We start from the raw sequence: 24167 nt of genomic DNA, 5'->3' as shown, positions 1-24167 counted from the left end.
ATTCTTGCGGCAGAAATATACAACCCAGTGAAGTTAAGTATTGTCATTCCGGCCTACAACGAAGAAGAATCGATCATCGAAACCATCGACCAGATCGAAGATGCTTTTTCAAAGGTCAATATCGATCACGAAATTTTTATCGTCAACGACAATTCGAAAGACGGCACGCTCGCGGTCCTGGAACAGTTGGCGGCCAAATATCCGTCGGTGAAATACGAAACCAATTTGGGGCCGAATGGTTTCGGATACGCCGTACGTTACGGTTTGGAGCGATTTTCAGGCGATTGCGTGGCGGTCATGATGGCCGATTTGTCGGATTCTCCGTATGATCTGATCCGCTACTACACGACAATGGTCGAAGGCAATTACGATTGCGTTTTCGGAAGTCGATTCATTAAAGGCGGGAAAGTAATCGATTATCCGTGGATCAAGAAAGTCATAAACCGGATCGCGAATTTCATTATTCGAATGACGATGAGCATCCGCTACAATGACACGACGAATGCATTCAAATTATACAAACGCGAAGTGATCGACGGCGTAAAACCGATTTTGTCTCCACATTTCAATCTCACGATAGAACTTCCGTTAAAGGCAATCATCCGCGGTTTCTCGTACACGGTCGTCCCGAATTCGTGGACCAATAGGAAATACGGCGTTTCAAAATTGAAGATTAAAGAAATGGGAAGCCGCTATTTCTTTATTTTAGTGTATTGCTTCGTGGAGAAATATTTTTCGAGGGGTGATTTCAATAAAAAGTAAATTCATGAGGGTAATCAATCGGATCAGACAAAATAAATGGCTACTCGTAATTTTGGTTGTAGGAGCATGTCTTCGTTTTTTTCGTCCCGACCAACAAAGTTTTTGGCTCGATGAGGTACTGACGATGATGAGCAGCGACCCTAGTTTTACTTTCGGTCAAACTTATAAAAGCGTCCTGTTCTGGGAAGCGCTCCCGCATTTGTACTTTTTGGGATTAAAATATTTTATGTTGGTGTTTGGGTATTCGACATTGAACGCAAGGATTTTTTCAGCCATCATTGGTTTGTTTGGTGTTTATGCCATGTATCTTTTAGGCAAGGCCATTTATAATAGGCGCTCGGGGTTGATTGCCGCCGCGATTACGTGTGTTAGCGTGTTTCACATAACGTATTCGCAAGAAGCAAGACCTTACGGGATGTTGTTCCTTTTCACCGTTTTATCGTATTACAGGTTGATCTTGTTTGTCAGAAATCCGACGATGAGAACGGCATTGATTTATGGTGTATTCTCTGGTTTGATTATCAACTCGCATTTTTTCGGAATATTGACGATCGGCGCGCAAGCGTTATTGCTGTTGTTGATTTTGTTTAAACAGGATGCGTCAGACCGAATGAAATTTCTGCGTTTGTGTTTCGCGTCTGCAGGCGTAATTTTAATATTGGCGCTTCCGAATATTGAAGCTTTGCTGCACGTGGCTCAAATCAAGTCGTTTTGGATATTGCAGCCAGGTCCTGAGGCTTTTACCAACATGTTCAAGGAGTTTTTTGGAAACGCCGAATTGCTCATGTTTGTAATCAATGTGCTCATCATCTATTACCTGTTTTCAGTCTTCCGACAAAAACTTGTCCCTGGAATCAAAAACTTTAACGGCAATCGACTGATTCTAAGTTTTTTCGTTTTGTGTTCTTGGCTCGTCGTTTCGCTCGTTATTTCGATGCTCAAATCGTATCTCGACGTGTCGATGATCCTTTCGCGCTACTTCATTAATATTCTACCGGTTTTTATTATTGCAACCGCTATCGGTGCGGCTCGCATTCGAAATGCAATGGTGCGCAATACCATAGTTGGCTGTCTTGTGGTTTTTAGTTTAATTGATTTGGTTGTCGTTCGAGATTATTACAACAGGCCGTCGAAATGCCAAATGCGCGAGATGACCACAGCTCTTAAAGCGGCCAATACCAATAACGCGAAAATTGTGACCTTCTACTCGTGGATTTATCCTTTTTGGTTCAAGGATCAACCCGAGACAAAATTCGAGAGCAAATCTTTTGACGATTACGTAACGGCCATGCGCGCGAACGAAATTGGACATGAGCCTTTTTGGTATAGCAATATCAATCCATATGCGCTTAGTGAGGTAAATGAAAAATACCTTAAAGAGCATTTTATCCGAACCAAAAAACTGGAATATTTCGACTGTTGGGCCTACTATTACAAACCGAAAAAAAATTCGACGCAGGATGGCGAAGGAGAAATAAGCCTAAAAATTTTCAAGACGGCAAAGTTTTCTGATAAGGGAATTACGTTCAACCAAAGCGGAAGCTACATTTCACCACCTCTGGACTTCAAGAACGGGCAATACGAAATGATTCTCTCAGGCAGCAGCGCTGAAAAAACCCATTTTAAGATTAAAGCCAACGGCAATGAGATCGCCGATTTCTTTTGGGAAGGTGAAAATCAGCAGCAAAAAATTACATTTGATAATTTGAAACAAAATAAAGTCCGTTTTCAGATTATTTTTGACAACGGCGCAACGCAACGAACTGCGGTTATAAGCGACATGAAACTGAACATGAAATAATTCGGTAAATAAAAAAATAGAAAACACGCATCGAAAAAGTTAAACTATTATTTTTGCAAAAATTTAAAATAAAAAAACATGAAGAATATTGTTATCGTCGCCATGCTTGCTTTGGCGTTTGTAGGCTGTAAAGACGAGAAAAAAGCAGAAGATGCCGCCCAACCGGTTCCTGAGGTAGTCAAAAACGACTTTTTCCAAGTAACACTCGATGTTACCGTAAAGAAAGACGATCATTTCCATGTTTACTACACTGAAGACGGAAGTATTGACTTTGTAGATGATAATTCAGTTTGGGCCGACGTCAAAGGAAGCGACGCGCCGCAAAAAGTCACATTCAATTTGCCAAAAGACGTCTTGGCTACCCAGTTGCGTATCGACTTCGGTTGGGCAAAAGATCAAGGAGAAATTGTCATCAACAACTTGGAAATTTCATATTTAGGGAAAACAAGATCTATAGCAGGAGCTGATTTCTTCAAATATTTTAGACCTAATGAAGGTTATACGATCGTAAATATGCAGAATCATTCTGTAAAGTCAATCCAAAACGACGGCAAAGTCGGACCATCAGTTTATCCGTTAGCGCCGATTGCTGAGGAGTTGGAAAAGTTGGTTAGCCAATAATCTATTGGCAATTAAACTTGCTTAATCTTTATCAACGTCCCCGGACAATTTGAGTCGGATTGGATTTGTCCAGTAAAAGCAAGCCGTAAAGTTCAATTTACGGCTTTTGTTTTTTCACACACCGACTTTTTCTCGACGTCAACCCTGCATTTACGAAATTGCTACTTACCTTGGTACGCCAGTTTATGTGTACAAAATAGTCCAAAATGAACTGCAAAATCTGCGCAAGCCCATCCCAAAAAATTTTCACCAAAAAAGTACTCTACAAATACGACGTAGCCTACTTTCAATGCCCGTCCTGTGATTTCGGACAGACTGAAGAACCGTACTGGCTCGACGAAGCCTACATAAGTTCCATGAATTTGTCAGACACGGGCGTGATGCTGCGCAGCGAACGTATGTCGAAAATTACGACGTCGCTTATTTGCCTTTTCTTTAAAACCAGGGGACAATTTTTGGATTATGCGGGCGGATTCGGCGCTTATGTCAGGACGATGCGCGACATCGGGTTCGATTTTTATTGGGCCGATCCTTATACTAAGAACGAACTCGCACGCGGATTCGACGGTAGCCTCGACCGCAAATACGACATCGTCACGACGTTTGAAAGCTTCGAACATTTCAAGGATCCGTTGCCCGAAATCGAAAAAATACTCGCGCTTACCGATACCATAATTTTCACGACCGATCCGGTTCCGGCCAACCCAATTCCAAAAGATTGGTGGTACATCGCGCCTGAACACGGCCAACACGTCGCCTTCCATTCCCGGAAATCGCTCGCCTTCACGGCAAAGAAATACGGCATGCGTTATTACTACACGGCGAACGTTCACATACTCACGAAAAAGAAACTCAATCCGCTGGGTGCCTTGTTTCTGAAACTTCCGTTTTCGAAGCACATGTTGTACGCGGCTTACTTTATCTTTACGCCGTTCCTGAAATCAAAATCGGTTTCAGATATGAACAGTTTCTACATCAAGGACAATCGATCGTAAGACATAGCCGCAAAGCATGGCAAAAACAGACGGGATTTACAACAAGAAAAAACTCAGCGACCTTTTGGTTTACGGTTTTGGACAAGGCTTTAATCTTTTGGGGCCATTGCTTGTCATTCCGCACCTTATCTCGATTTGCGGTCAGGACGGTTTGGGCCGAATTGGTGTCGGGTTTGCAATGGCGCTGACACTGAACGGCATTATCGATTACGGTTCCTACATAAACGGAGTGCGCGATATTTCGATAAACCGCGAAGATCCGAATTACGTGAGGCGCAAATTCCACGCGATCTATTTCTCGAAATTCCTGTTGTTGCTTGCGGTCACGGCCGTAATGACCGTCCTGATTTTCACGGTTCCGTATTTCTCCAAAGACAAACCGTTGTTTTTCTTGAGTTTTGCCGTCGTGCTCGGGCAATTCATCAGTCCGGCTTGGTTTTTTCAGGGAATCGAAAACTTCGCGGCTATTTCATTTGCGAACATCCTTTCAAAAATCCTGTATATCGCAGGCGTTTTCCTGTTTGTATTAAAACCCGATGATTACATTTATGCGAACCTGTTTTTCGGCATCGGAACCATCGTCGCCAACCTCTTGATCTTTCTTTTCGCGGTCAGGAAAGTCGGTATGATTTGGGGAAAGACTGATATCGTGCCCGCGCTCGAAATCCTCAAAGGCGAATTCTCTTTCAGCTTTTCGCAGTTTTTCCTGTCGATTTACCAGTTTTTCCCAATTATGGTTATCAGCTATTTGGGCGGAGATTTCATGGCGGGCGAATATCGCGTGATCGACCAGGTCGTGTCGATCTTCAAATCCTATCTTACGCTGTTCTTCTATTTTTCGTACTCGGGCGTGTGTTTCGCGATCAATGCCGACTTGAGAAAAGGAATAAAAGTGTGGTTCCAATATCATGGCGCGAATTTGTTCGCCGTGCTTGTGCTGCTCGCGATTTTCTACCTCAAGGCCGAACTGTTGTTCACGTTTTTCAAGATCGACGCGGCATCGATTCCTGAAATCTCACATTATTTCAGGATCGCGTTGTGCATTCCGCTGATCATCGCATTCTCGCTTCCGTTGCGACAGCTCATGTTCGCGTTCGAGAAAAACAGGATCTACATCACCATGACCATCGCAGCTACCGTTTTTAATGTCGGTTTGTTGTTCGCGTTGACGAAATGGGCGGGACTTCAAGGCGCCCTGTTTTCAATTGCCGTAACCGAATTTATCGTCGTAACTTTGTACCTTGTCATCCTGAACCGATATTTTACAAAAGCGCTTAAAATCCAGTAATGTCTCGCACAGTCTCTAAAAATTTGCCGTATCAGATACTCTTCGCGCTTTGTGTATCGGTTACGTACCTCAATAATTACGAGCTTACGTTCGCTGTCTGGTCACTGTCGATCCTGGCGACGCTAAAAAAGCGGTATTCGATGACGCTCGTGCATCTCCTGGCGTGCTTCGCCGGAATTTTCGCGGTCGCATTCGTGGTCGCGTTCTTCAAGGAATTCCCGTTTTATGTCTATGTGCGCGATGTCACGTATCTGCTCAAACCGATTTTGGGCATTCTACTGGGTTATCAATTGTGCCGAAATTACGAGGTCAAACCTTTCGAAACGATCATCTACACGAGCCTTTTCATCGGTGTGATCCATATCGGGATCATCTTTTACAGCGCGATGTATTACAAGATCCTCAACATACACGAGCTGCGTTTCTACGGCGGTTACTTTGGGGATTTCGAGTTCTTCGCGTTGATATTCCTTTTTTTCAGCAAGGAGTTCCAGCTCGATATCAGCCAAAAGCGAAAATGGTTGCTGTTGTTGGTTATCGGATTTTCAGCATTTCTATACGTTTCCCGAATCAACTTCATCCAGTTTTTCATTATCCTGCTCGCGCTCAAAGGCTATTTCAGGTTGACCAAGCGTGCGATCATCATCATGACGACGTTCATCGTGGTCGTCGGGACCAGTTACACGATCATCTACAACATGCACTTGTCGCGCAACGGAAACGGCATGGAGGCATTTCTCTTCAAGATAAAAAACGCCCCGATCGAAGCCTTCAAGACCAAAGTCGATAAAGACGATTGGCAGGATTTCAATGACAATTATCGCTCGTTTGAGAACATTATTACGGTAAAGCAAGTCAGTTATGACGGCACGGTGACGACACTTTTCGGGAAAGGAATGGGATCTCGGATCGACCTTGGGCGCAAGCTTTGGACAAACGATCAGGAATTTATCCGATATATCCCGATGCTGCACAACGCGTTCATGACCATATTTCTAAAATCAGGACTCGTCGGGATAATCCTGTGCCTGATTTTCTTATATCTCCTGGGGCGCCGGAAAGCCTCGACCGATCCCGTCGTACACCAATTGAACCTGTTCTTTCTGGGCATGGCTATTTTCATGCTGTTCGCGCACTGGGTGTTGATGGGCTTTTACCTCAAGACCGACAACAAGGCGCTCGTAGTCGGGTTCCTATTGTGTTACCGCGAAATCCTGATCAAACGAACGCGAGAATTGCCGCAGCATGAATGATTTGAAACGCACGAGGATTTTTGTCGATTGCCACGTATTCGATGGCGGGTTCCAAGGCACGCGGACTTATATCAAGGGATTGTATTCCGTTTTGGTGCAGGACCGATCGCGCGACTTTTTCCTCGCGGCCTGCAACGTCGAAAAACTCAAAGCCGAATTCGGCGAACAACCGAACATCACCTACATACAATATCCCGGAGAGAGCAAAATCAAACGGTTGCTTTTTGATTTGCCGCGCCTGTTAAAGAAACACAAGATCGATTACGCGCATTTTCAATATCGCGTGCCGCCCGTCAAAGTGTGCAAATACATCGTGACGACGCATGACGTGCTGTTCGAGGATTTCCCTGAATTTTTCCCGAAGTTGAATAGACTCCAAAGCCGCATCACGTACAAGTACAGCGCGCGAATGTCGGATATCGTCTTCACGGTTTCATCGTATTCCAAGAACGAGATCTCGCAGTATCTTGGCGTGACCGACGCGATTGTGATGCCCAACGGCGTTGACGACATATTCTTTGAAACGTACGATAAAACCCAGATTAAACAAGAAGTCGCCCAATCGTATGGACTCGGCGATTATTTGATTTACATCAGCAGGCTCGAACCAAGAAAGAACCAGCATTTAGTATTGCAGCATTTCATCGACCTCGAGCTATACAAGACCAGGCAATTGGTATTCGTCGGGCATGAAACGTTTTACATTCCCGAGTTGCACAAGATTCTCGACGGGTTGTCGTCCGACATAAAAAAGCGCATCATTTTCATCGAACATCTCGCATATCCTGAAATGATCAAATTATTGCGCGGTTCAAGTGCGTTCATTTATCCGTCGATTGCCGAAGGTTTCGGAATTCCGCCATTGGAAGCCGCGGCTGCAGGAATTCCGGTTTTGTGTTCGAACCAAACCGCGATGTCGGACTTTACGTTTTTCGGGAATAATTTATTTGATCCGTCGAATGAAAAAGAATTCAAGGAAAAGTTATTGCGCATCGCTACGTCGGCTCCAAATGAAACGCAACTCAATTCGCTGCAGCAAACCGTAAAGGAAAACTACAATTGGGAGAATGCCGCGCGAATCTTCAATTCGTCGATAAAAGAAAGATAATTATTGGTTTTTGGCCGTCGCGCTTCCAAAGAATTTGTTCTTGGTCTGAACCAGGAAATTGTAATTCTTGGCCAATTGTTTTTTGAGGAAAGACGAATCTTCGCTCGGGAACCAATCGGTAGTGCGTGGCGTCTCGATTAATCGTTCGTGCAATTGATACGCATATGTCGCGATCGACGTACGATATCGGCCTTCAGGAAAACTCGTCATGTCGTAACCGTGCAACGAATACGGCGCGCATTGCTGGATAATCATACGATTGAACGGAACGGCAAGTTCAGCCTCGTCGTTCGTGCGCAAATCCTTGATCTTCAAATGACCTTTGTATTCAGGTTTCCAATCTTTGTTGAGGTACAAAAGCAGGTTGAGTTCGCGGTACCAGTTCTTGTGCAACGGATGGTAATTGAAATCCAGGTGCATGTCAAGGAAGCTGTTTTTCTTGCCTTGGTGAAGCCCGCCTCCAAAGTTTTTGGGATCTACGAAAGTCTTTTTCGCGGTTATGAAACTCAATATTATGTTGAACCGCTCTGATGAAAGATCATCGTAAAATTCCTTGAGTTCCGGACAGATTTCCTTGTAATTTGATTTTTCGAACTTGTTGTTGGCAAAGGCGTAATCGCGGCTCTTATTGTTGAGTTCCGGAATTTGATCGTACGCGCGCCCAAGTTTTTCGGAATCGCAAAAATCATCGATTATCAAATGCGGGAACGGTTGGGCGGTTAGATATTTTATGCGCAGGTCTTCAAGATTTTGTTCAAGGAAATCAAATCGGATCATGAGTCGTATAAATTGCAGATTACCTCACAAAAGTAGCAATTAATCGACAACGCAATCATGATGGATATCATTTAACACTATAGTTGCATTGCGTATTTTGGCAGATCGAGTCGCTTTGATTTTAATTTACGTATAAGAAATCGCTGTTTTTTAATAAATAGGTCGCGCCCGATTTTTGAAAACCCCAAAAGATGCTATTTTTGCAACAGATTTTAAATGCCTGTATGAAAGTAGCGATTCTCGGAACCCGTGGAATACCCAATCACTATGGTGGTTTTGAGCAATTTGCCGAATTTTTCTCAGTGTATCTCGTCGAGAAAGGGCATGAGGTCTATGTGTATAATTCGCACAACCATCCGCATCAGGAAAAGACGTTCCGCGGCGTGCACATCCTGCATTGCAACGATCCCGAACACAAAATGGGAACATTCGGGCAGTTCATCTACGACTACAATTGCATCATGGACGCGAGGAAGCGCGACTTCGACATCATTCTACAATTGGGTTATACGAGCAATTCGGTTTGGTTTTTCCTGCTCCCGAAAACCCCGCTCATCATCACCAACATGGACGGCTTGGAATGGAAACGTACCAAATATTCGCGCCCGGTTCGCCAGTTCCTGAAATTCGCCGAACGTTTGGCGGCCGTCAGCAGCGATTATCTCGTGGCCGATTCGCCGGGAATCAAGTCGTATCTCAAGAACCGATATGGAAAAGAATCGACGTTCATCGCTTACGGCGCACATCCGTTTAACGAACCGAATCTTCAAATTACGGAACAATACGACGTAACGCCCGGAGGTTACAATATGATCATGGCACGTTTCGAACCCGAGAACAACCTCGACATGGTGCTCGAGGGCGTCGCCAAGAATCCTCATAATCCCGTTATTCTCGTCGTCGGAAACCACAAGACCAAATACGGCGAATATCTCAAGTCGAAATTTTCGGCCAAAACCAACATCAGGTTCATGGGCGGGATTTACAACATCGAACACCTGAACAGCCTGCGTTATTACTCGAACCTTTATTTCCACGGACATACCGTAGGCGGAACCAATCCGTCGCTGTTGGAGGCGATGGCGTCCCAGGCATTCGTGGTCGCGCACGATAACGAATTCAACAAAGGAATTCTAGGTGACAACGGGATCTATTTTTCGTCGGCCGATGATGTCGATCACATTCTTTCCTCTGTCAAAAAAAGTGATAACTTGCACCGCGTGCGCAACAATTACGACGCCATAGTTAACAAGTACAACTGGAACAAGATCAATGGCGAATATCTCCAATTATTTGAGACGACTCTGGCAAAAGGCGCTTGAACTCGGTAAAAATCACCCCGTTTCTCTTTTTGTGCTTTTCTTGCTGTCGAGCATTCCGCTGTCGTTGGCTCTGGGCAATATCGCACTCATGTTATTTGCCGCAGCCAGTCTGTATTTTTTCTCGAAACACAAGTTTTTCAGGGTTGAATGGCAGTTGTTGTTGCCTGTGGCGCTTTTCATCTCAATGGCTTTGTCAATTGCCCGGTCGATAAATCCATCGCGATCGGCCAACGCCTTACCCAAGGAAATCGTGCTGTTCGCCGTGCCGGTTTGTTTCATGATGTTTCCGGTTTTTTCGAGGACGCAAAAAAGCGCACTGCTTCAGAACTACGCGTATGTGATGACGGCATTGGGCGTTCTTTACGTACTTAAATCACTTTTCAGGTTCTTTCAAAGCGGCGATAAAAACGTGTTTTTTTACCACGAATTGGTCACCAAGGAAGTCAATGCCATACACGTTTCGATTTATATGGCAGTCGCGTTTTTCGCATTGCTGCCTAAAGTCGGGAAACAGAGATATGATTGGTGTTGTCTCGGATTCTTGGGCGTGCTGATGGTACTGCTTTCGTCTAAAAACGTGATTGCGATATTTTTGCTTCTGCTTACGGCGTACGCGTTTTTCTTTTCCGGTTTTTCTACTAAAAAGAAAGTCATCGCGCTTACCTTATTAATTGCGATGATCGCGCTTCCAATCCTGGTTTTCGATAAAATCACTGACCGATTCCAAATCGAATATCAAACGGCTTTCACCGCGGGAACCGTGAATGAAGAATTAAGCAATGGAGAAGACAAAGTGTACAATGTAAGTGTTCCCCAGGCTTGGCAACAGGAAATGTTCAAACAAAACGATTTTTTTCCCGGAACGGCTTTTCGCGTCTATCAGGCTCGGATTTTCTTCGAGATGTTAAGCGAAGACAACGTTTTCTTTACGGGTTACGGGCTTAACGCATCGAATATCAAGATCCGCGAAAAGTCGATTGAACACAACTTATGGGCAGGCGATGCGAACGATGCCGGTTACAAAGCCAAAAACTTCCACAACCAATACATCCAGAACTTCGCCGACCTTGGAATTTTCGGGTTGATCCTGCTCGTTGCGATGCTCGTCGTAACCCTAAAAAATGGTCTCAAGATGAAAGATTTTACACATATTTCTTTCGCAGTTCTTATGATAAGTTTATTTTTGACCGAGTCCTTCTTGTGGAGACAACGCGGCGCCGTGTTTTTCGTTGCGATGTACTGTCTTTTCAATTCGGGCGTGGTTGCTGTTGCTGCCCCAAAAAAAGAATAAGTCTATGAAAAGAATATTGATTACCGGCGCTGCGGGCTTTTTGGGTTCGCACTTATGCGACCGTTTTATAGCCGAAGGATATTTCGTTATCGGCATGGACAACCTGATCACAGGCGACCTTAAAAACATCGAGCATCTTTTCAGCCATAAGAATTTCGAATTTTACCACCACGACATCACCAAGTTCGTGCACATTCCCGGCAATCTCGATTATATTTTGCACTTCGCTTCACCGGCAAGCCCTATCGACTATCTCAAAATTCCGATCCAAACCTTGAAAGTAGGCTCGCTCGGAACGCACAATCTCTTGGGGTTGGCACGCGTGAAGAAGGCGAGAATCCTTATCGCATCGACATCTGAAGTATATGGCGATCCGCTTGTACATCCGCAAACCGAGGAATATTACGGGAACGTAAACACCATCGGGCCGCGCGGCGTGTATGACGAAGCCAAGCGTTTCCAGGAGTCGATCACGATGGCGTATCACACTTTTCATGGCGTCGAAACCCGTATCGTTCGGATTTTCAACACCTACGGACCAAGAATGCGCCTCAACGACGGACGCGTAATTCCCGCTTTCATCGGGCAAGCTTTGCGCGGCGAGGATTTGACGATTTTTGGCGACGGCATGCAAACGCGTTCGTTCTGCTACGTCGACGATCAGGTCGAAGGTATTTTCCGACTGTTGCATTCTGATTACGAACAGCCGGTCAACATCGGAAACCCTGATGAGATCACGATCAAAGACTTCGCCGACGAAATCATAAAACTCACGGGCACGAACCAAAAAGTGGTGTTCAGGGATCTTCCCGTAAACGATCCGTTGCAACGCCAACCTGATATTACCAAGGCGAAAGCGCTTTTAGGCTGGGAGCCGAAAGTTTCGCGTTCCGAAGGCATGAAAATCACGTACGATTATTTCAAATCCCTTTCAACTGAAGAGCTTCTCAAGGAAGAGCACAAAGATTTTACAGGATACATCCACTAGTATATGACGGCAGCGCAAAGCGGTAGATATTCCAAATTCATCAGGCCTATTAGTATTGTGCTTGATTTGTTGGTTATCAACGTATTGTCGTTGTTTTTTTTCCGTGACTTAAATCTCAATCTCGAATATTATTTACCGTATCAAAACGCGGTCTGGATTTCGGTCGCATTCCTCATAAAATTCTATGGCGTGTACCGTTTTACGACGCCTGTCGAGATTCTGTCGAAACTCGTCCGCCAGGGAATTTTATTCCTTTTGCTCGTCATCGCATTTTTCCCGTTCGCCAAGGAGACCATTTTCAGCGGGCGGGCGATCGCACTTTTCATGTGTTCGTCGATGGCATTGATCACGGTTTTCAAATGGTTGCTGTTTTATTACCTCAAGAAATACCGCATCATCACGGGAAGCAATTTCAGGAATGCGGTCATCATCGGTTATACGCCCGAAGCCATCCGCCTGAAGCAACTCTTCGAGAACAGGAACGATTACGGATATCGTTTCATGGGATTCTTTTCAGACAAGAAATCGAACGAAAACATCAAGGGAAAACTCGATTCACTTAAATCATTCGTGCTCGAAAACCGCGTCGATGAGATTTATTGCTCACTGAATGAAATTACGAACGACCAGCTCAAGGACTTGGTCGAATTCGCCGACGACAACAACCGTACGATAAAATTCATTCCCGACACGAAAGAGATTTTCGCCAAGAACCTAAAAATTGATTACTACGGATTTTTCCCCGTGCTTTCGCTTCAACGCACCTTATTGCACGAACCGATCGTAAAAGCATTCAAGCGCGCGTTCGATATCGCGTTCTCGCTTTTCATCATCATTTTCGTGCTTTCGTGGCTCGTTCCAGTCTTGTCGGTCCTGATAAAACTTGAGTCGAAAGGTCCTGTATTTTTCAAACAAGGACGTCCCGGGCTCGATGAGGAAGAATTTTACTGCTACAAGTTCCGATCGATGCGCATGAATAAAACCACCGAGAAGGAAGCGTCAAAAAACGACCCGCGCGTCACGAAACTCGGCCGAATTTTACGCAAGACGAGCATGGACGAACTGCCGCAATTCATCAACGTCTTGGCTGGCGACATGTCGGTTGTCGGGCCGCGTCCGCACTTGTGGTCGCAGAACAAAGCCTACGGATCGAAGATCAAGAAATACATGGTCAGGCATTATGTAAAACCTGGAATCACAGGATTGGCGCAGGTTCGCGGCTTCCGGGGTGAAATCGAAACTGACGAGGACATGATCAACCGCATCAAGTTCGACGTGTTCTACATCGAAAATTGGTCGCTGCTGCTCGATTTGAAGATCATCCTGCAAACCATCATCAACATATTTAAGGGAGAAGCGAAAGCGTACTAGAAAACGCCTTGCGAGATCAGTTCCGACATTTGGTTGTCGAGGTTGAAATTGCGTTTCGCCGTTTCCAGAATTTCAACTTTCATAGGCTGTAGTTCCGTTTTTCCGAGGTTCGAAATGTCGGACAATACGGTATTCAATTGCGCGAAATCTTCCACTCGGGCAACCCAGCCCAATTTATTTTCACGCACGATATCTTCGCCTTCGCCTCCGCCAAAATACAGGATCGGCATGCCGAGCGCGCCGTATTCAAAAATTTTTGAAGGCACCGAACCGTAAATCCTCGTAGCAAGCGGAACATACGCGATGTCGAATTCCTCGAGTTTCGAATGCAGTACTTTGCGATCCACCATGCCGTGAAACACGATGTTTTTTTGAGGATGCGATTTGATGTACGATTCGATTTGCGTTTTCTCGGCTCCGTCGCCAAAAATGTGGAATTCGAAGTTGGCGGGAATCTGCATTTTCTCGCACGATTCCAAAACGCCTTGCGCCACGCCCAGCAATCCGGCGTAAAACATTTTTATGTTGCCCGAATCCGACGGTCGGAAATTAAAAACCTCTTTGTGGTCGGGGAAATTACGATACAAAAAGCGTTTTTTGTCGGGAAACATTTGTCCGACATGCGCCAGAATCTCATCGGACTGACCCAAAACCAACGACGCGTTTTTGTAGATGAATTTCTCGAAAAACAGCGCGAATTTATGCGAAAAACAACCGTATTCCATCACCTTGAGCTCGAGCGCGGCCATCGGCCATAAGTCGGAAACATTCAGGATGATTTTCCTGCTTCGGAATTTCAGTGCCAGAACCGCGATGAACGATAGCAGCAACGGCGGCGATTGCACGATGACTTTTTGCGGCAATTTCCCGAACAGCAACCTAAAGAACAAAACCGTCGAAAACGAAAGTATCGACAACAGACGTTTCGCGATATTCTTGCTGTTGCTCGGATAAATCCAAAGCCGGTTTACCGTAATATTTTGACGATTTTCAACGACCGAGAACTTGCCTCTGTATTCTGAAAAAAGTTTTCCTTCGGGATAATTCCCAAGCGGGCAAATCACCGAAACCGCAAAATCGTGCTGCGACAATTTAAGCGCCAATTGCTCGATGCGATTGGCCGCGGCACCTTTTTCAGGCGGATAATAATTTGATACGATTAGGATTTCTTCCATCCTGAAAGTAAAATTTCGATGATTCTTTCTGACGCTTTCCCGTCCCAAAGTTCAGGAATGCCACTTTCGCGTTTGCCATTTTGAAGGAATTCGGTGAAGTGTTTTTCGAGTTTTTCGATTGAAATTCCCACAAGCGTATTAGTGCCGATCGTTTGCGTTTCTGGACGTTCCGTATTTTCTCGCATCGTGAAACACGGGATGCCCAAAACGGTGGTTTCCTCTGAAATTCCGCCCGAATCGGTAATCACCGCAAAGCTGTTTTTGATCAGGTACATGAACGCGAGATAACCTTGAGGTTCGGCATACACGATGTTCTTGAAGTCGAGTTCCGCGTCGCCCAAGATCGCTTTCGTGCGCGGATGGATCGGGAATACGACTTTTTTATCTCCTGCTAATTTATCGATGCCGAGCAGTAAATGCTGAAGCGATTTCTCTTCATCGACGTTCGACGGCCGGTGCAAAGTCAAAACGATGTAATTGTCTTTTTCAAGCCCGAATTCATCCCAGAAATCAGGTTTTTTGATGCGAGGCAAATTCTGCGTGAGCGTATCGATCATCACGTTCCCTACGAAATGCACGTTGTTCTTATCGGCTCCGAATTTCAAGAGGTTTTCGTTTGCCGTAGTCGATGTCGTAAAGAAATAGTCGGTGATCGAATCGGTGACGATGCGGTTGATTTCCTCGGGCATCGTCCAGTCGCCCGATCGGATCCCGGCCTCGACATGCGCGACTTTCACATTGAGTTTCTTGGCGACGATCGCACACGCCATCGTGGAATTTACGTCGCCCACGACCAGAACCAAATCGGTCGGATTCGCAAGCAATTCCTGTTCGAATGCAACCATGATCGCCGCTGTTTGGACGGCCTGGGAACCGCTTTTGACTTCGAGATTGGCGTCAGGATGCGGAATATTGAGTTCCTCGAAAAACGTATCGCTGAGGTTCTTGTCGTAGTGTTGGCCCGTGTGCACGAGTCGGAAATCGACATCGGCGCCGGAATCGCGTTTGTCTTGTATCGCCTTGATGATCGGGGCGATCTTGATGAAATTGGGCCGTGCGCCGGCGACTATTGTGATTTTCATTTTGTGAGTGCCTGAGTGCCTGAATACCTGAGTACCTGAGACGCTACGGTTTGAGATTACTGACTTTTATTTATGATGGAGGCGAATTGTTTCAGTTTCCCCGAAGCAGTGCGTTCCAAAAAAGGTTTGTGATTGAAAACGAACGTCAGGCCGGGTTCGAGATAATCTTCCATGATGTTTCCCATTCGGATTTTCTCGTCGCCATTAAGCGGTCTTTCGCTCGTATAATCGATTTCAAAAGTATCTAATTTTGTTTGTTTTATCACAAATTCCTTGACGTTTCCGTCGTCTTCGAACAGTTTTTTCGTGATGGAGTAGAACGTCATTCCGGCCGGTTTTTTACCGCTCGGAAGAATCGCAAAATCATTTGTGCGTCCGACCAATTTCTTGAGCAACGGTTTCTTGGCCGTGCTTTTCTCGTCGAGAATCCCGTAATCGCCCACATCGTATCGAATGAACGGGTGCGCCTTGTTGAACAAACTCGTCACGACGATTCGGCCTTTATTCCCATTCGGAACAGGTTTGTCGTGCTCGTTTAAAATTTCCACGAAAATCGTTTCGGCGTTGACTTGCCATTCGTCGTCCAAGTTTTGAAAGGCGATGACTTCGAGTTCCGACGCGCCATATTCGTTCACGACAGGAACGCCGAGCCAGGTTTCGAGCAACTTCTTATCGTCGGCAAAAAGCATTTCCGATGTGACGACGCACACTTTCAACGTCGGACAAATTCGGTTCAAAACAGTATTTTCCTTGCGCAGAAATTTTGCGAGCTGTACGATATTGCTCGTGTAACCGTTTATGTAATCGAAGCGTTTCGACCTGAATTTTGCTACGACTTTTTCGAGCGATTCGTCACTCAAATCGAAAATGTCAAACCGATGCCGCTTGCTCAAATAATCCTTGACTTTGAGTTTGATATTGGCGATCGAATCGAGTGACCGACCGTAAAAACGCGCTTGCCACGAACGATTGAAGTCGATTCCGTACCATGCGAAACGTCGGATAATATTGGCCCAAACAAGCGCATGACACGGTTTGTCTTTGGCGAACGTCATCGGGTTTCCGCTCGAGCCCGAAGTTTTGTTGATGAAGACATTGGATTCGGAATAACCATTGGAAAGCCGCTGCGAAAGCGGTCGCTGGAAATCGCTTTTGCGCATGACGGGCAAATCGTTCCAGTTTTTGGATCCCGATGCTTTGGCAAGTTCTTGATAGAACGGATTATTCGCGAGATGGAATTCGACGATCTCGGATTTTTTGCGTTCGATGAAATCTGCGTAATCGGTTTCCGGAACGGCCAAAATCGCCTCGAGTTCACGCTTCGCCGCGTTGATCGGGAATCCGTTTAGTTGAAGCGATAAGTCGAAAATTCCGGGCACGCGAGTAAATTTTTACCAAAAATAGCACTAAACGCAGCGACCCGCAAATAATTAAAATATATTGCCATTCCCACCAAAAGCGAGTATTTTTGACAATCTAAAACACACGACTCAACATGACCATTTTACTGCTCGGATCCGGTGGCCGCGAACACGCTTTGGCCTGGAAGCTTCTCAAAAGCCCGCTTTGTACCAACCTTTTAGTCGCGCCCGGAAATGCGGGTACGGCCAAAATCGCAACGAACGTCGACATTTCACCTGTTGATTTTGCGGCGGTCAAGGAATTGGTTATTGAGAAAAATGTGGAAATGGTCGTCGTCGGGCCTGAAGATCCGCTCGTTGCCGGGATTTACGATTTTTTCAAATCCGACGAGGCGCTTTCGGGAATTCCGCTTATCGGGCCATCGAAACTCGGTGCGACGCTCGAAGGCAGCAAGGAATTCGCGAAAGAGTTTTTGATCAAACACAAAATTCCGACGGCGGCCTACGATAGTTTCACGGCCGAAACCGTCGAGAAAGGCTGCAAGTTTCTGGAAACCCTAAAACCGCCTTACGTTCTCAAAGCCGACGGATTGGCTGCCGGGAAAGGCGTTTTGATCATCCAGGATATTGAAGAGGCGAAAGCTGAATTGCGAAATATGCTCGTCGGGCAAAAGTTCGGAGCGGCGTCGGCGAAAGTCGTGATCGAGGAATTCTTGGACGGCATCGAACTTTCCTGTTTCGTTTTGACCGACGGGAAAAGCTATAAAATTCTTCCGACGGCCAAAGATTACAAGCGCATCGGGGAAGGCGATACCGGTTTGAACACGGGCGGAATGGGCGCGGTTTCACCGGTTCCGTTTGCCGACGCCGAATTCCTCGAGAAAATCGAAGAACGCATCGTGAAACCGACTGTCGACGGCCTGCACAAGGACGGTATCGAATACAAAGGTTTCGTGTTCATCGGATTGATCAAAGTAGGCGACGATCCGATGGTCATAGAATACAACGTGCGATTGGGCGATCCTGAAACCGAGGTCGTGATCCCGCGTTTAAAGTCGGATCTCGTCGAATTGTTTTTCGCGGTCTGGAACGAACGCCTCGATGAAGTCGCACTCGAAATCGACCACCGCGCGGCAACGACCGTCATGGTTGTCTCGGGCGGATATCCCGAAGATTATGAAAAGGGAAAATTGATTACAGGATTGGACGCGATTTCAGATTCTCTGGTATTCCACGCGGGAACGAAATTGGACGCTTTCGGAAATGTCGTTTCGAACGGAGGCCGCGTGATTGCCGTGACATCGTACGGTGACGATTACCAATCGGCCATAAAAAAATCGTATCAAAATATAGAAAAGCTACATTTTGATACGATGTATTATCGTAAGGATATCGGTTTCGACTTAGCCTAAGAACGAATGCGCGGTCGTATCCTGTTCGTCAGCGTCTTTGGTGATGTTGATTTGCTTGATCCAATAGTATGTGAATCCGGCGCAGATGAACATGAAAACCCAGTTGATCAGGTTGGCTCCAAACCATGTTTCCAATTCCAAAGCTCTCAACCAGTCAAGCGGTTTGAAAAGGAAATCTACGAAAAGCCACTGTATCGCTTCAAAAAATGCTCTCATTTTTGGACAAGTATTAAATTTGGTCTCACAAAAGTATAAAATATTGGCATGATAGCAAGCCTTTTCCGAAAATCTACGCCATTTAATTACGCGGTCCTCATCGGGGCAGTCGCGGTATTTTATGTGATCTATCAAATCAGCGTTCCGGGTGAAGGACCGACCGTGGCCTCGATCCTGGAAAAATTGCTGTTGTTCGGAGTGGTGTTCGGGTCGTTGTTCGTGCTCAATTTCATCGTCAAGAAAAACGGTTTGAGTCGGGACAATTCGTATACGATACTGTTTTACTTTTTGTTTTTGCTGTTCTTCCCGTCGGTGTTCGACAATTTCAACCTCGTGATCTCGAATTTCTTTATCTTATTGTCGATCAGGAGATTGGTGTCGTTACATTCGTTGAAAACGCCCAAGGAAAAGATTTTCGACGCCTCGGTTTGGGTTTTCGTCGCCACGCTTTTCCACTTTTGGAGCATCCTTTTCATCGTGCTCGTTTTCATCTCGATCCTGTTCCACGTGTCTCGCGATTTCAGGAATTGGCTGTTGCCGTTCATCGCTTTCGTTGCCGTTACGACCACATTTTTCCTTTTCGCGTTGTTGCTCGATGATGCGTGGATCGACTTCGTATTACAAAATATTCCGATCGATCTGACGATTGATTATTTCACCGACACCAAACAAAACATCGCCTTGTCGCTTTTTTCTCCGGTCGTGGCGTATTTCGTGGTCGTGACGTTCCTCACGTTGTCGAATCGTCCGTTGATTATCCAGGCGACCTACAAGAAAATAATTTCGGCGTTCTTTATCGCGGTTGCCATCTTCATTATCTCGCCACACAAAAGCAACGACACGCTGATTTACGCGTTCGCACCTTTGGCCATCATGGCTTCGACGATCTTAGAAACGTCGCAAAGCCAGTTGAATCGCGAGTTGATTGCGGGAATTACCGCGGCGTTGGCGATCGTTTGTTTTTTCCTTCAGCTATAATTTCTGGCCATACGCCAAGTCGCCCGCATCACCCAATCCCGGGACGATGTAATTTTTTTCGTTGAGTTTTTCATCAAGCGCGGCAACCCATAAATGGCAATTCTGGGGCAATTGTTTTTCGAGAAATTCGACACCTTCGGGCGCGGCGATCACGACCGCGATGTGGATTTCTTTCGGTTGTTCAAAAGCGAGCAACGTATCCAAAACCGCGACGATCGATTGTCCTGTCGCGAGCATCGGATCGACCAAAAGCAACGTTTTGTTTTCGACCGACGGCATCGCGCGGTATTCGACTTTTATGTCAAAATCGTCGTCGTCGTTGTAGTGATGTCGGTATGCCGAAATAAAACCGTTCTCGGCCGCATCGAAGTAATTCAAAAACCCCAAATGCAAAGGCAAACCCGCTCGTAAAATCGAACACAGGACCAATTGTTCGTCGATTTCCGTCGTCGGTTTTTGGCCCAAAGGCGTGTTTACTGAAATCGTTTTGTACTGCAATCGCTTGCTGATCTCGTATGACATGATTTCGCCGATCCGCTCGATATTCCTGCGAAAACGAAGGCTGTCTTTCTGCACGTCGACATCGCGGATCTGCGCCAGAAAATGGTTGAGGATGCTGTTGTTTTCAGATAAATAGCGAGTGAGCATAAGTAAGTATGTTTACGGTAAAAGTATAAAAAGTATCTTTGCATTTTAAATCAACAACATGTTCGCAAAATTAGCCTATTCCGTTTTTGAGCAAAGCATCAACGACTACCACAAGTTCGACAACGTCGACCAGCCGATCAACAATCCGTACGACAAAAGCGAATTCGAGCATTTGCTGTATTTCAAGAATTGGATCGACACCGTGCAATGGCATTTTGAGGACATTATCCGCGACCCGAATATCGATCCGGTTGCCGCTTTGACATTGAAGCGACGCATCGACGCATCGAATCAGGAACGCACGGACATGGTGGAATTCATCGACAGTTATTTCCTAAAAAAATATTCGGATGTGCGCGTGAAACTGCATGCGAAAATCAACTCCGAAAGTCCTGCCTGGGCGTTCGATCGCCTTTCGATTTTGGCGCTCAAGATCTATCACATGAACGAGGAAGCGACACGAATTGATGCTCCGCAAGCGCACCGCGACGCCTGTCAGCTTAAATTAAATATTTTGCTCGAGCAACGCAGCGATTTGTCGACCGCGATCGACGATCTGCTTCACGACATCGAAAACGGCGACAAATTCATGAAAGTCTACAAACAAATGAAAATGTACAACGACGAGGAATTGAACCCTGTTTTGTACAAAAAATAAACGGTTTGCCCAAGCCGATTTCACATATAGCCGTCATCCGATTGAGCGCCATGGGCGACGTCGCGATGACGGTTCCTGTTTTGCGCGCATTCGTGAAACAACATCCCGCGATAAAAATCACAATGGTTTCTCGCGCGTTTTTCAAGCCGTTTTTTGAAGGAATTCCGAACGTTGAATTCTTCGCGGTCGATCTGAACCAGCGTCACAAAGGAATTTTGGGATTGTATCGATTGTACTCCGATTTGAAAAAGTCGGACGTCGACGCGGTTGCCGATCTGCACAACGTGCTGCGCTCAAAAATCGTTCGGGCTTTCTTTACGATCGTCGGGCGAAAAATCGCGCACATCGACAAAGGCCGCGACGAGAAGAAAGCGTTGACAAGAGCCGAGAATAAAATCTTCAAACCGCTGAAATCGACGTTCGAGCGTTACGCCGACGTATTTCGCGAACTCGGATTTCAAATCGATTTATCGAATCCGGAATTTCCGACGAAGCAACGTCTGTCAGCTGAAGTCAGCGCGATTTCGGGCGACAAAAACCAGAAATGGATCGGGATCGCGCCATTTGCAAAGCATGCGGGGAAACAATATCCGTTTGATTTGATGCGCGAAGTCATTTCGGAATTGGCAAAAAACGAGTCCAACAAAATCCTCCTTTTCGGAGCTGGTTTCGATGAGATAAAACTACTCGAATCTTTCGTCGCACAGCAACCGAACGTCATCGTCGTCGCCGGAAAACTTAACCTCGGACAGGAACTCAACCTGATCCAAAACCTCGATCTGATGCTCAGCATGGATTCGGGAAATGCGCATTTGGCCGCGATGTTCGGCGTGAAAACCGTAACGCTTTGGGGCGCCACGCATCCGTTTGCGGGATTTTATCCGTTCGCGCAATCGGAGTCGAACGCTTTGTTGTCAGATCGCGAGAAATTTCCATTGTTGCCGACGTCGGTTTACGGAAACAAAATCGTCTCGGGTTACGAAGACGCGATGCGCACGATTTCGCCCGAAACGGTTGTCCAAAAAATCAATTCGTTATCGCAAACGCCATGAAGAAATCGATCGCCAATGCCGAACACTATTCTTGGGGAGAAAATTGCGACGGCTGGCATTTGCTGAAATCCGACGATTTGAGCGTGATCAGCGAGAAAATGCCATCGGGAACATCAGAAATTTTGCATTATCACGTAAACAGCCAGCAGGTTTTTTATGTGCTTTCAGGCGAAGCGACGTTTGAGATTTCGGAAGAGGAAATAATCGTCGGTGCAAACGAAAGCGTTCACATTGCGCCCAAGACGTTGCATCGGATTTCGAACCGAACCGATCGCGATTTGACGTTTCTCGTTATTTCCCAACCAAAATCCCAAGGCGATCGCATCGAGATCATCGATTATTCGGACGAATACAAAGACGACATCAAAATCCTGAATTACGAATGGCTCGAGAAATATTTCAAGGTCGAGCAAGGCGATGCGCGTTCGCTGTCAGACCCGAAAGGTAAAATTCTCGACAAAGGCGGTTGTATTTTCTACGCGAGGAAAAACGGCGAAATCGTGGGAACGGCGTCGTTGCTTAAAAAAACGAACGGAGATTTCGAACTTGGAAAGATGGCGGTTTCTCACGCATTCCAAGGTTTCGGCATCGGGAATATGTTGATGAAACACTGCTTCAACGAATCGAGAAAACGCGGCATCAGGAAATTGATTTTGTATTCCAACACGAAATTGGAGAACGCGATCCATTTGTACCGCAAGTTCGGGTTCGTCGAAATCCCGCTCGAATCGGGTCTTTACGAACGTGCCGACATCAAGATGGAAAAAGTCTTCGAATAAAAAACGCCGTCGGTCAGGACAGCGTTTTCATTTATATTTTTGGCGGTTTAGACATCGTCGTAATCCACGAAAATTTCGTCTGAAGTCGGATGCGCCTGACACGTCAGGATCAAACCTTGCGCGATTTCGCCGTCGGTCAAAATTGCATTTTTCGCCATTTCGGCCGAACCTTTGGTGACGCGCGCCAGACAGCTGCTGCAGATTCCGCCCTGGCAAGAATACGGAGCGTCGATGCCTTGTTTCAAAGCCGCTTCGAGAACGGTTTGCTTTTTCGACATCTCGAACGTGGTTTCCTCGTCGTCGACCATTACCGTTATTTTGGTATGTCCTTCCATGGTTTTTTCTTCGAGTTGTTTCTCAGTCTTTGGCGGCACGAAAAGTTCAAAACGGATGTCTTTTTCCTTGACGTTGTGCTCTTTTAAAACCGTACTTACGGTCATGATCATTTCTTCAGGACCGCACAGCCAGAACTTGTCGAATTCCACTTCCTTGAACTTGTTGTTGAGGATGAAATTCACCGTCGAACGCTCGATGCGACCAAAAAGCTGGTTCTCGACCTTCGCTTGGCTGAATACGAAATGTACGAAAAATCTACCCGTATATTGTTGTTCGAGTTCGTGAATCTTTTGATAAAATATGGTATGCTCGGGCGTTTTGTTGCCGTAAACCAATACGAAAGTACTGCTTGGTTCGCTCGCCAAAACGCTTTGCACGATAGCCATTACGGGCGTGATTCCGCTTCCTGCGGCGAAGGCTGCGTAGTTTTTGCGGCGTCCGGCTTCAGGCGTGAACGTGAACGTTCCTTCAGGCAATCCGACTTCCATCGTATCGCCGGCCTTCAATTGGTTGTTCGCGAAATTCGAGAACGCGCCCGGTTTGATGGCTTTGATCGCGATGCGCAGTTCGTCGCTTCCGGGAGCGGAGCAGATCGAATACGCGCGGCGCAATTCTTCTCCGTCAAGCGTGAATTTAAGCGTGATGTATTGACCGGCCGTAAATTTATAGTAATCCTTTAGTTGGTCGGGAATGCGGAACGAAACTGAAATCGCTTCAGGTGTTTCGCGTCTTACTTCCTGTATGTTGAGTTTGTAGAACGTTGACATGTTCGAAAATTTTTGCAAAAGTACGAAAACGTGAGGTGTTTTTTGGCTTTGGTTATCGATTTCAATCCTAAAACGATTTTAACGTAACATTTCCGTACTTTTATGAACCAATACACAAACAACGAA

At 46.0% G+C, this 24167-nt stretch carries 23 protein-coding genes; 16 read left to right on the top strand and 7 right to left on the bottom strand.

Annotation, left to right across the window (positions count from 1 at the left end; all coding sequences use genetic code 11):
• Positions 1 to 27: 27 nt before the first annotated feature.
• From EOO50_RS03560 to EOO50_RS03530, 7 genes are all read left to right on the top strand, one after another.
• Complete coding sequence (locus tag EOO50_RS03560; RefSeq protein ID WP_290837981.1) at positions 28 to 762, top strand: glycosyltransferase family 2 protein; 735 nt, start codon at positions 28 to 30, stop codon at positions 760 to 762.
• Positions 763 to 766: 4 nt separating this feature from the next.
• Positions 767 to 2563 (top strand): glycosyltransferase family 39 protein, encoded by a 1797-nt coding sequence (locus tag EOO50_RS03555; RefSeq protein ID WP_363331703.1) that lies wholly within the window; start codon positions 767 to 769, stop codon positions 2561 to 2563.
• Between the two features lie 78 nt (positions 2564 to 2641).
• Positions 2642 to 3184: a hypothetical protein gene (locus EOO50_RS03550; protein ID WP_290837979.1), complete on the top strand. Its 543-nt coding sequence runs from the start codon at positions 2642 to 2644 to the stop codon at positions 3182 to 3184.
• Between the two features lie 206 nt (positions 3185 to 3390).
• Positions 3391 to 4179, top strand: a complete 789-nt coding sequence (locus EOO50_RS03545; protein ID WP_290837977.1) for a class I SAM-dependent methyltransferase — start codon at positions 3391 to 3393, stop codon at positions 4177 to 4179.
• Positions 4180 to 4195: 16 nt separating this feature from the next.
• Complete coding sequence (locus EOO50_RS03540) at positions 4196 to 5467, top strand: oligosaccharide flippase family protein (RefSeq protein ID WP_290837975.1); 1272 nt, start codon at positions 4196 to 4198, stop codon at positions 5465 to 5467.
• Complete coding sequence (locus EOO50_RS03535; protein WP_290837973.1) at positions 5467 to 6720, top strand: hypothetical protein; 1254 nt, start codon at positions 5467 to 5469, stop codon at positions 6718 to 6720. The genes EOO50_RS03540 and EOO50_RS03535 overlap by 1 nt, the downstream gene beginning before the upstream one ends.
• The gene (locus EOO50_RS03530) at positions 6713 to 7828 is read left to right on the top strand and encodes a glycosyltransferase family 1 protein (RefSeq protein WP_290837971.1); all 1116 of its coding nucleotides are present in this window, start codon (positions 6713 to 6715) and stop codon (positions 7826 to 7828) included. The genes EOO50_RS03535 and EOO50_RS03530 overlap by 8 nt, the downstream gene beginning before the upstream one ends.
• Here the strand turns inward: EOO50_RS03530 and EOO50_RS03525 are convergent, their stop codons facing one another.
• Entirely contained in the window at positions 7829 to 8605 is a 777-nt protein-coding gene (locus EOO50_RS03525) for a 2OG-Fe(II) oxygenase (RefSeq protein WP_290837970.1), read from the bottom strand. It abuts the gene before it with no gap.
• Positions 8606 to 8829: 224 nt separating this feature from the next.
• On the opposite strand from EOO50_RS03525, the gene EOO50_RS03520 reads away from it, so the two are divergent.
• Genes EOO50_RS03520 through EOO50_RS03505 form a run of 4 tightly spaced genes read left to right on the top strand, consistent with a single transcriptional unit; the run spans position 8830 to position 13577 of the window.
• Complete coding sequence (locus tag EOO50_RS03520; protein ID WP_290837968.1) at positions 8830 to 9927, top strand: DUF1972 domain-containing protein; 1098 nt, start codon at positions 8830 to 8832, stop codon at positions 9925 to 9927.
• A complete protein-coding gene (locus EOO50_RS03515) occupies positions 9878 to 11218 on the top strand; it encodes an O-antigen ligase family protein (RefSeq protein ID WP_290837966.1) in 1341 nt (446 codons plus the stop codon). Before EOO50_RS03520 ends, EOO50_RS03515 begins: the two co-directional genes overlap by 50 nt.
• Before the next feature lie 4 nt (positions 11219 to 11222).
• Complete coding sequence (locus EOO50_RS03510) at positions 11223 to 12206, top strand: UDP-glucuronic acid decarboxylase family protein (protein WP_290837964.1); 984 nt, start codon at positions 11223 to 11225, stop codon at positions 12204 to 12206.
• A gap of 3 nt (positions 12207 to 12209) precedes the next feature.
• Positions 12210 to 13577, top strand: coding sequence for an undecaprenyl-phosphate glucose phosphotransferase (locus EOO50_RS03505; protein ID WP_290837962.1), 1368 nt, complete (start codon positions 12210 to 12212; stop codon positions 13575 to 13577).
• Here EOO50_RS03505 and EOO50_RS03500 read toward each other — a convergent pair.
• From EOO50_RS03500 to EOO50_RS03490, 3 genes are read right to left on the bottom strand one after another with little or no spacing between them, the layout of a single operon-like run.
• A complete protein-coding gene (locus EOO50_RS03500; protein ID WP_290837960.1) occupies positions 13574 to 14752 on the bottom strand; it encodes a glycosyltransferase family 4 protein in 1179 nt (392 codons plus the stop codon). The genes EOO50_RS03505 and EOO50_RS03500 overlap by 4 nt on opposite strands.
• The gene (wecB, locus tag EOO50_RS03495) at positions 14737 to 15834 is read right to left on the bottom strand and encodes a UDP-N-acetylglucosamine 2-epimerase (non-hydrolyzing) (RefSeq protein WP_290837958.1); all 1098 of its coding nucleotides are present in this window, start codon (positions 15832 to 15834) and stop codon (positions 14737 to 14739) included. The genes EOO50_RS03500 and wecB overlap by 16 nt, the downstream gene beginning before the upstream one ends.
• 56 nt (positions 15835 to 15890) lie before the next feature.
• Positions 15891 to 17213, bottom strand: coding sequence for a phenylacetate--CoA ligase family protein (locus EOO50_RS03490; protein WP_290837956.1), 1323 nt, complete (start codon positions 17211 to 17213; stop codon positions 15891 to 15893).
• Positions 17214 to 17329: 116 nt separating this feature from the next.
• Between EOO50_RS03490 and purD the strand changes: the two genes are divergently transcribed.
• Positions 17330 to 18607, top strand: coding sequence for a phosphoribosylamine--glycine ligase (gene purD, locus EOO50_RS03485; RefSeq protein ID WP_290837954.1), 1278 nt, complete (start codon positions 17330 to 17332; stop codon positions 18605 to 18607).
• Here purD and EOO50_RS03480 read toward each other — a convergent pair.
• Entirely contained in the window at positions 18599 to 18823 is a 225-nt protein-coding gene (locus tag EOO50_RS03480) for a uracil phosphoribosyltransferase (RefSeq protein ID WP_290837952.1), read from the bottom strand. The genes purD and EOO50_RS03480 overlap by 9 nt on opposite strands.
• Before the next feature lie 48 nt (positions 18824 to 18871).
• On the opposite strand from EOO50_RS03480, the gene EOO50_RS03475 reads away from it, so the two are divergent.
• Positions 18872 to 19801 carry a hypothetical protein gene (locus tag EOO50_RS03475; RefSeq protein WP_290837950.1) on the top strand — a complete coding sequence of 310 codons (930 nt, stop codon included), beginning with the start codon at positions 18872 to 18874 and terminating at the stop codon, positions 19799 to 19801.
• Here the strand turns inward: EOO50_RS03475 and upp are convergent.
• Complete coding sequence (upp, locus tag EOO50_RS03470; protein ID WP_290837948.1) at positions 19796 to 20449, bottom strand: uracil phosphoribosyltransferase; 654 nt, start codon at positions 20447 to 20449, stop codon at positions 19796 to 19798. The two genes, EOO50_RS03475 and upp, sit on opposite strands and share 6 nt — an antisense overlap.
• A 58-nt stretch (positions 20450 to 20507) precedes the next feature.
• Here upp and EOO50_RS03465 point away from each other — a divergent pair, with 58 nt between their 5' ends.
• Genes EOO50_RS03465 through EOO50_RS17700 form a run of 3 tightly spaced genes read left to right on the top strand, consistent with a single transcriptional unit; the run spans position 20508 to position 22938 of the window.
• Positions 20508 to 21107 carry a DUF4254 domain-containing protein gene (locus EOO50_RS03465; RefSeq protein ID WP_290837946.1) on the top strand — a complete coding sequence of 200 codons (600 nt, stop codon included), beginning with the start codon at positions 20508 to 20510 and terminating at the stop codon, positions 21105 to 21107.
• A 50-nt stretch (positions 21108 to 21157) separates the two neighbouring features.
• Positions 21158 to 22159, top strand: a complete 1002-nt coding sequence (locus tag EOO50_RS03460) for a glycosyltransferase family 9 protein (RefSeq protein ID WP_290838113.1) — start codon at positions 21158 to 21160, stop codon at positions 22157 to 22159.
• Positions 22156 to 22938, top strand: a complete 783-nt coding sequence (locus EOO50_RS17700) for a GNAT family N-acetyltransferase (RefSeq protein ID WP_363331701.1) — start codon at positions 22156 to 22158, stop codon at positions 22936 to 22938. The genes EOO50_RS03460 and EOO50_RS17700 overlap by 4 nt, the downstream gene beginning before the upstream one ends.
• Positions 22939 to 22985: 47 nt before the next feature.
• On the opposite strand, the gene EOO50_RS03445 is transcribed toward EOO50_RS17700, so the two are convergent.
• Positions 22986 to 24041 carry a ferredoxin--NADP reductase gene (locus tag EOO50_RS03445; protein WP_290837944.1) on the bottom strand — a complete coding sequence of 352 codons (1056 nt, stop codon included), beginning with the start codon at positions 24039 to 24041 and terminating at the stop codon, positions 22986 to 22988.
• Positions 24042 to 24167 lie beyond the last annotated feature (126 nt).

Origin of the sequence: Flavobacterium sp. (assembly GCF_004211145.1) — a bacterium.
Lineage (GTDB): Bacteria > Bacteroidota > Bacteroidia > Flavobacteriales > Flavobacteriaceae > Flavobacterium.
This window is presented reverse-complemented; position numbering and strand designations above follow the sequence as displayed.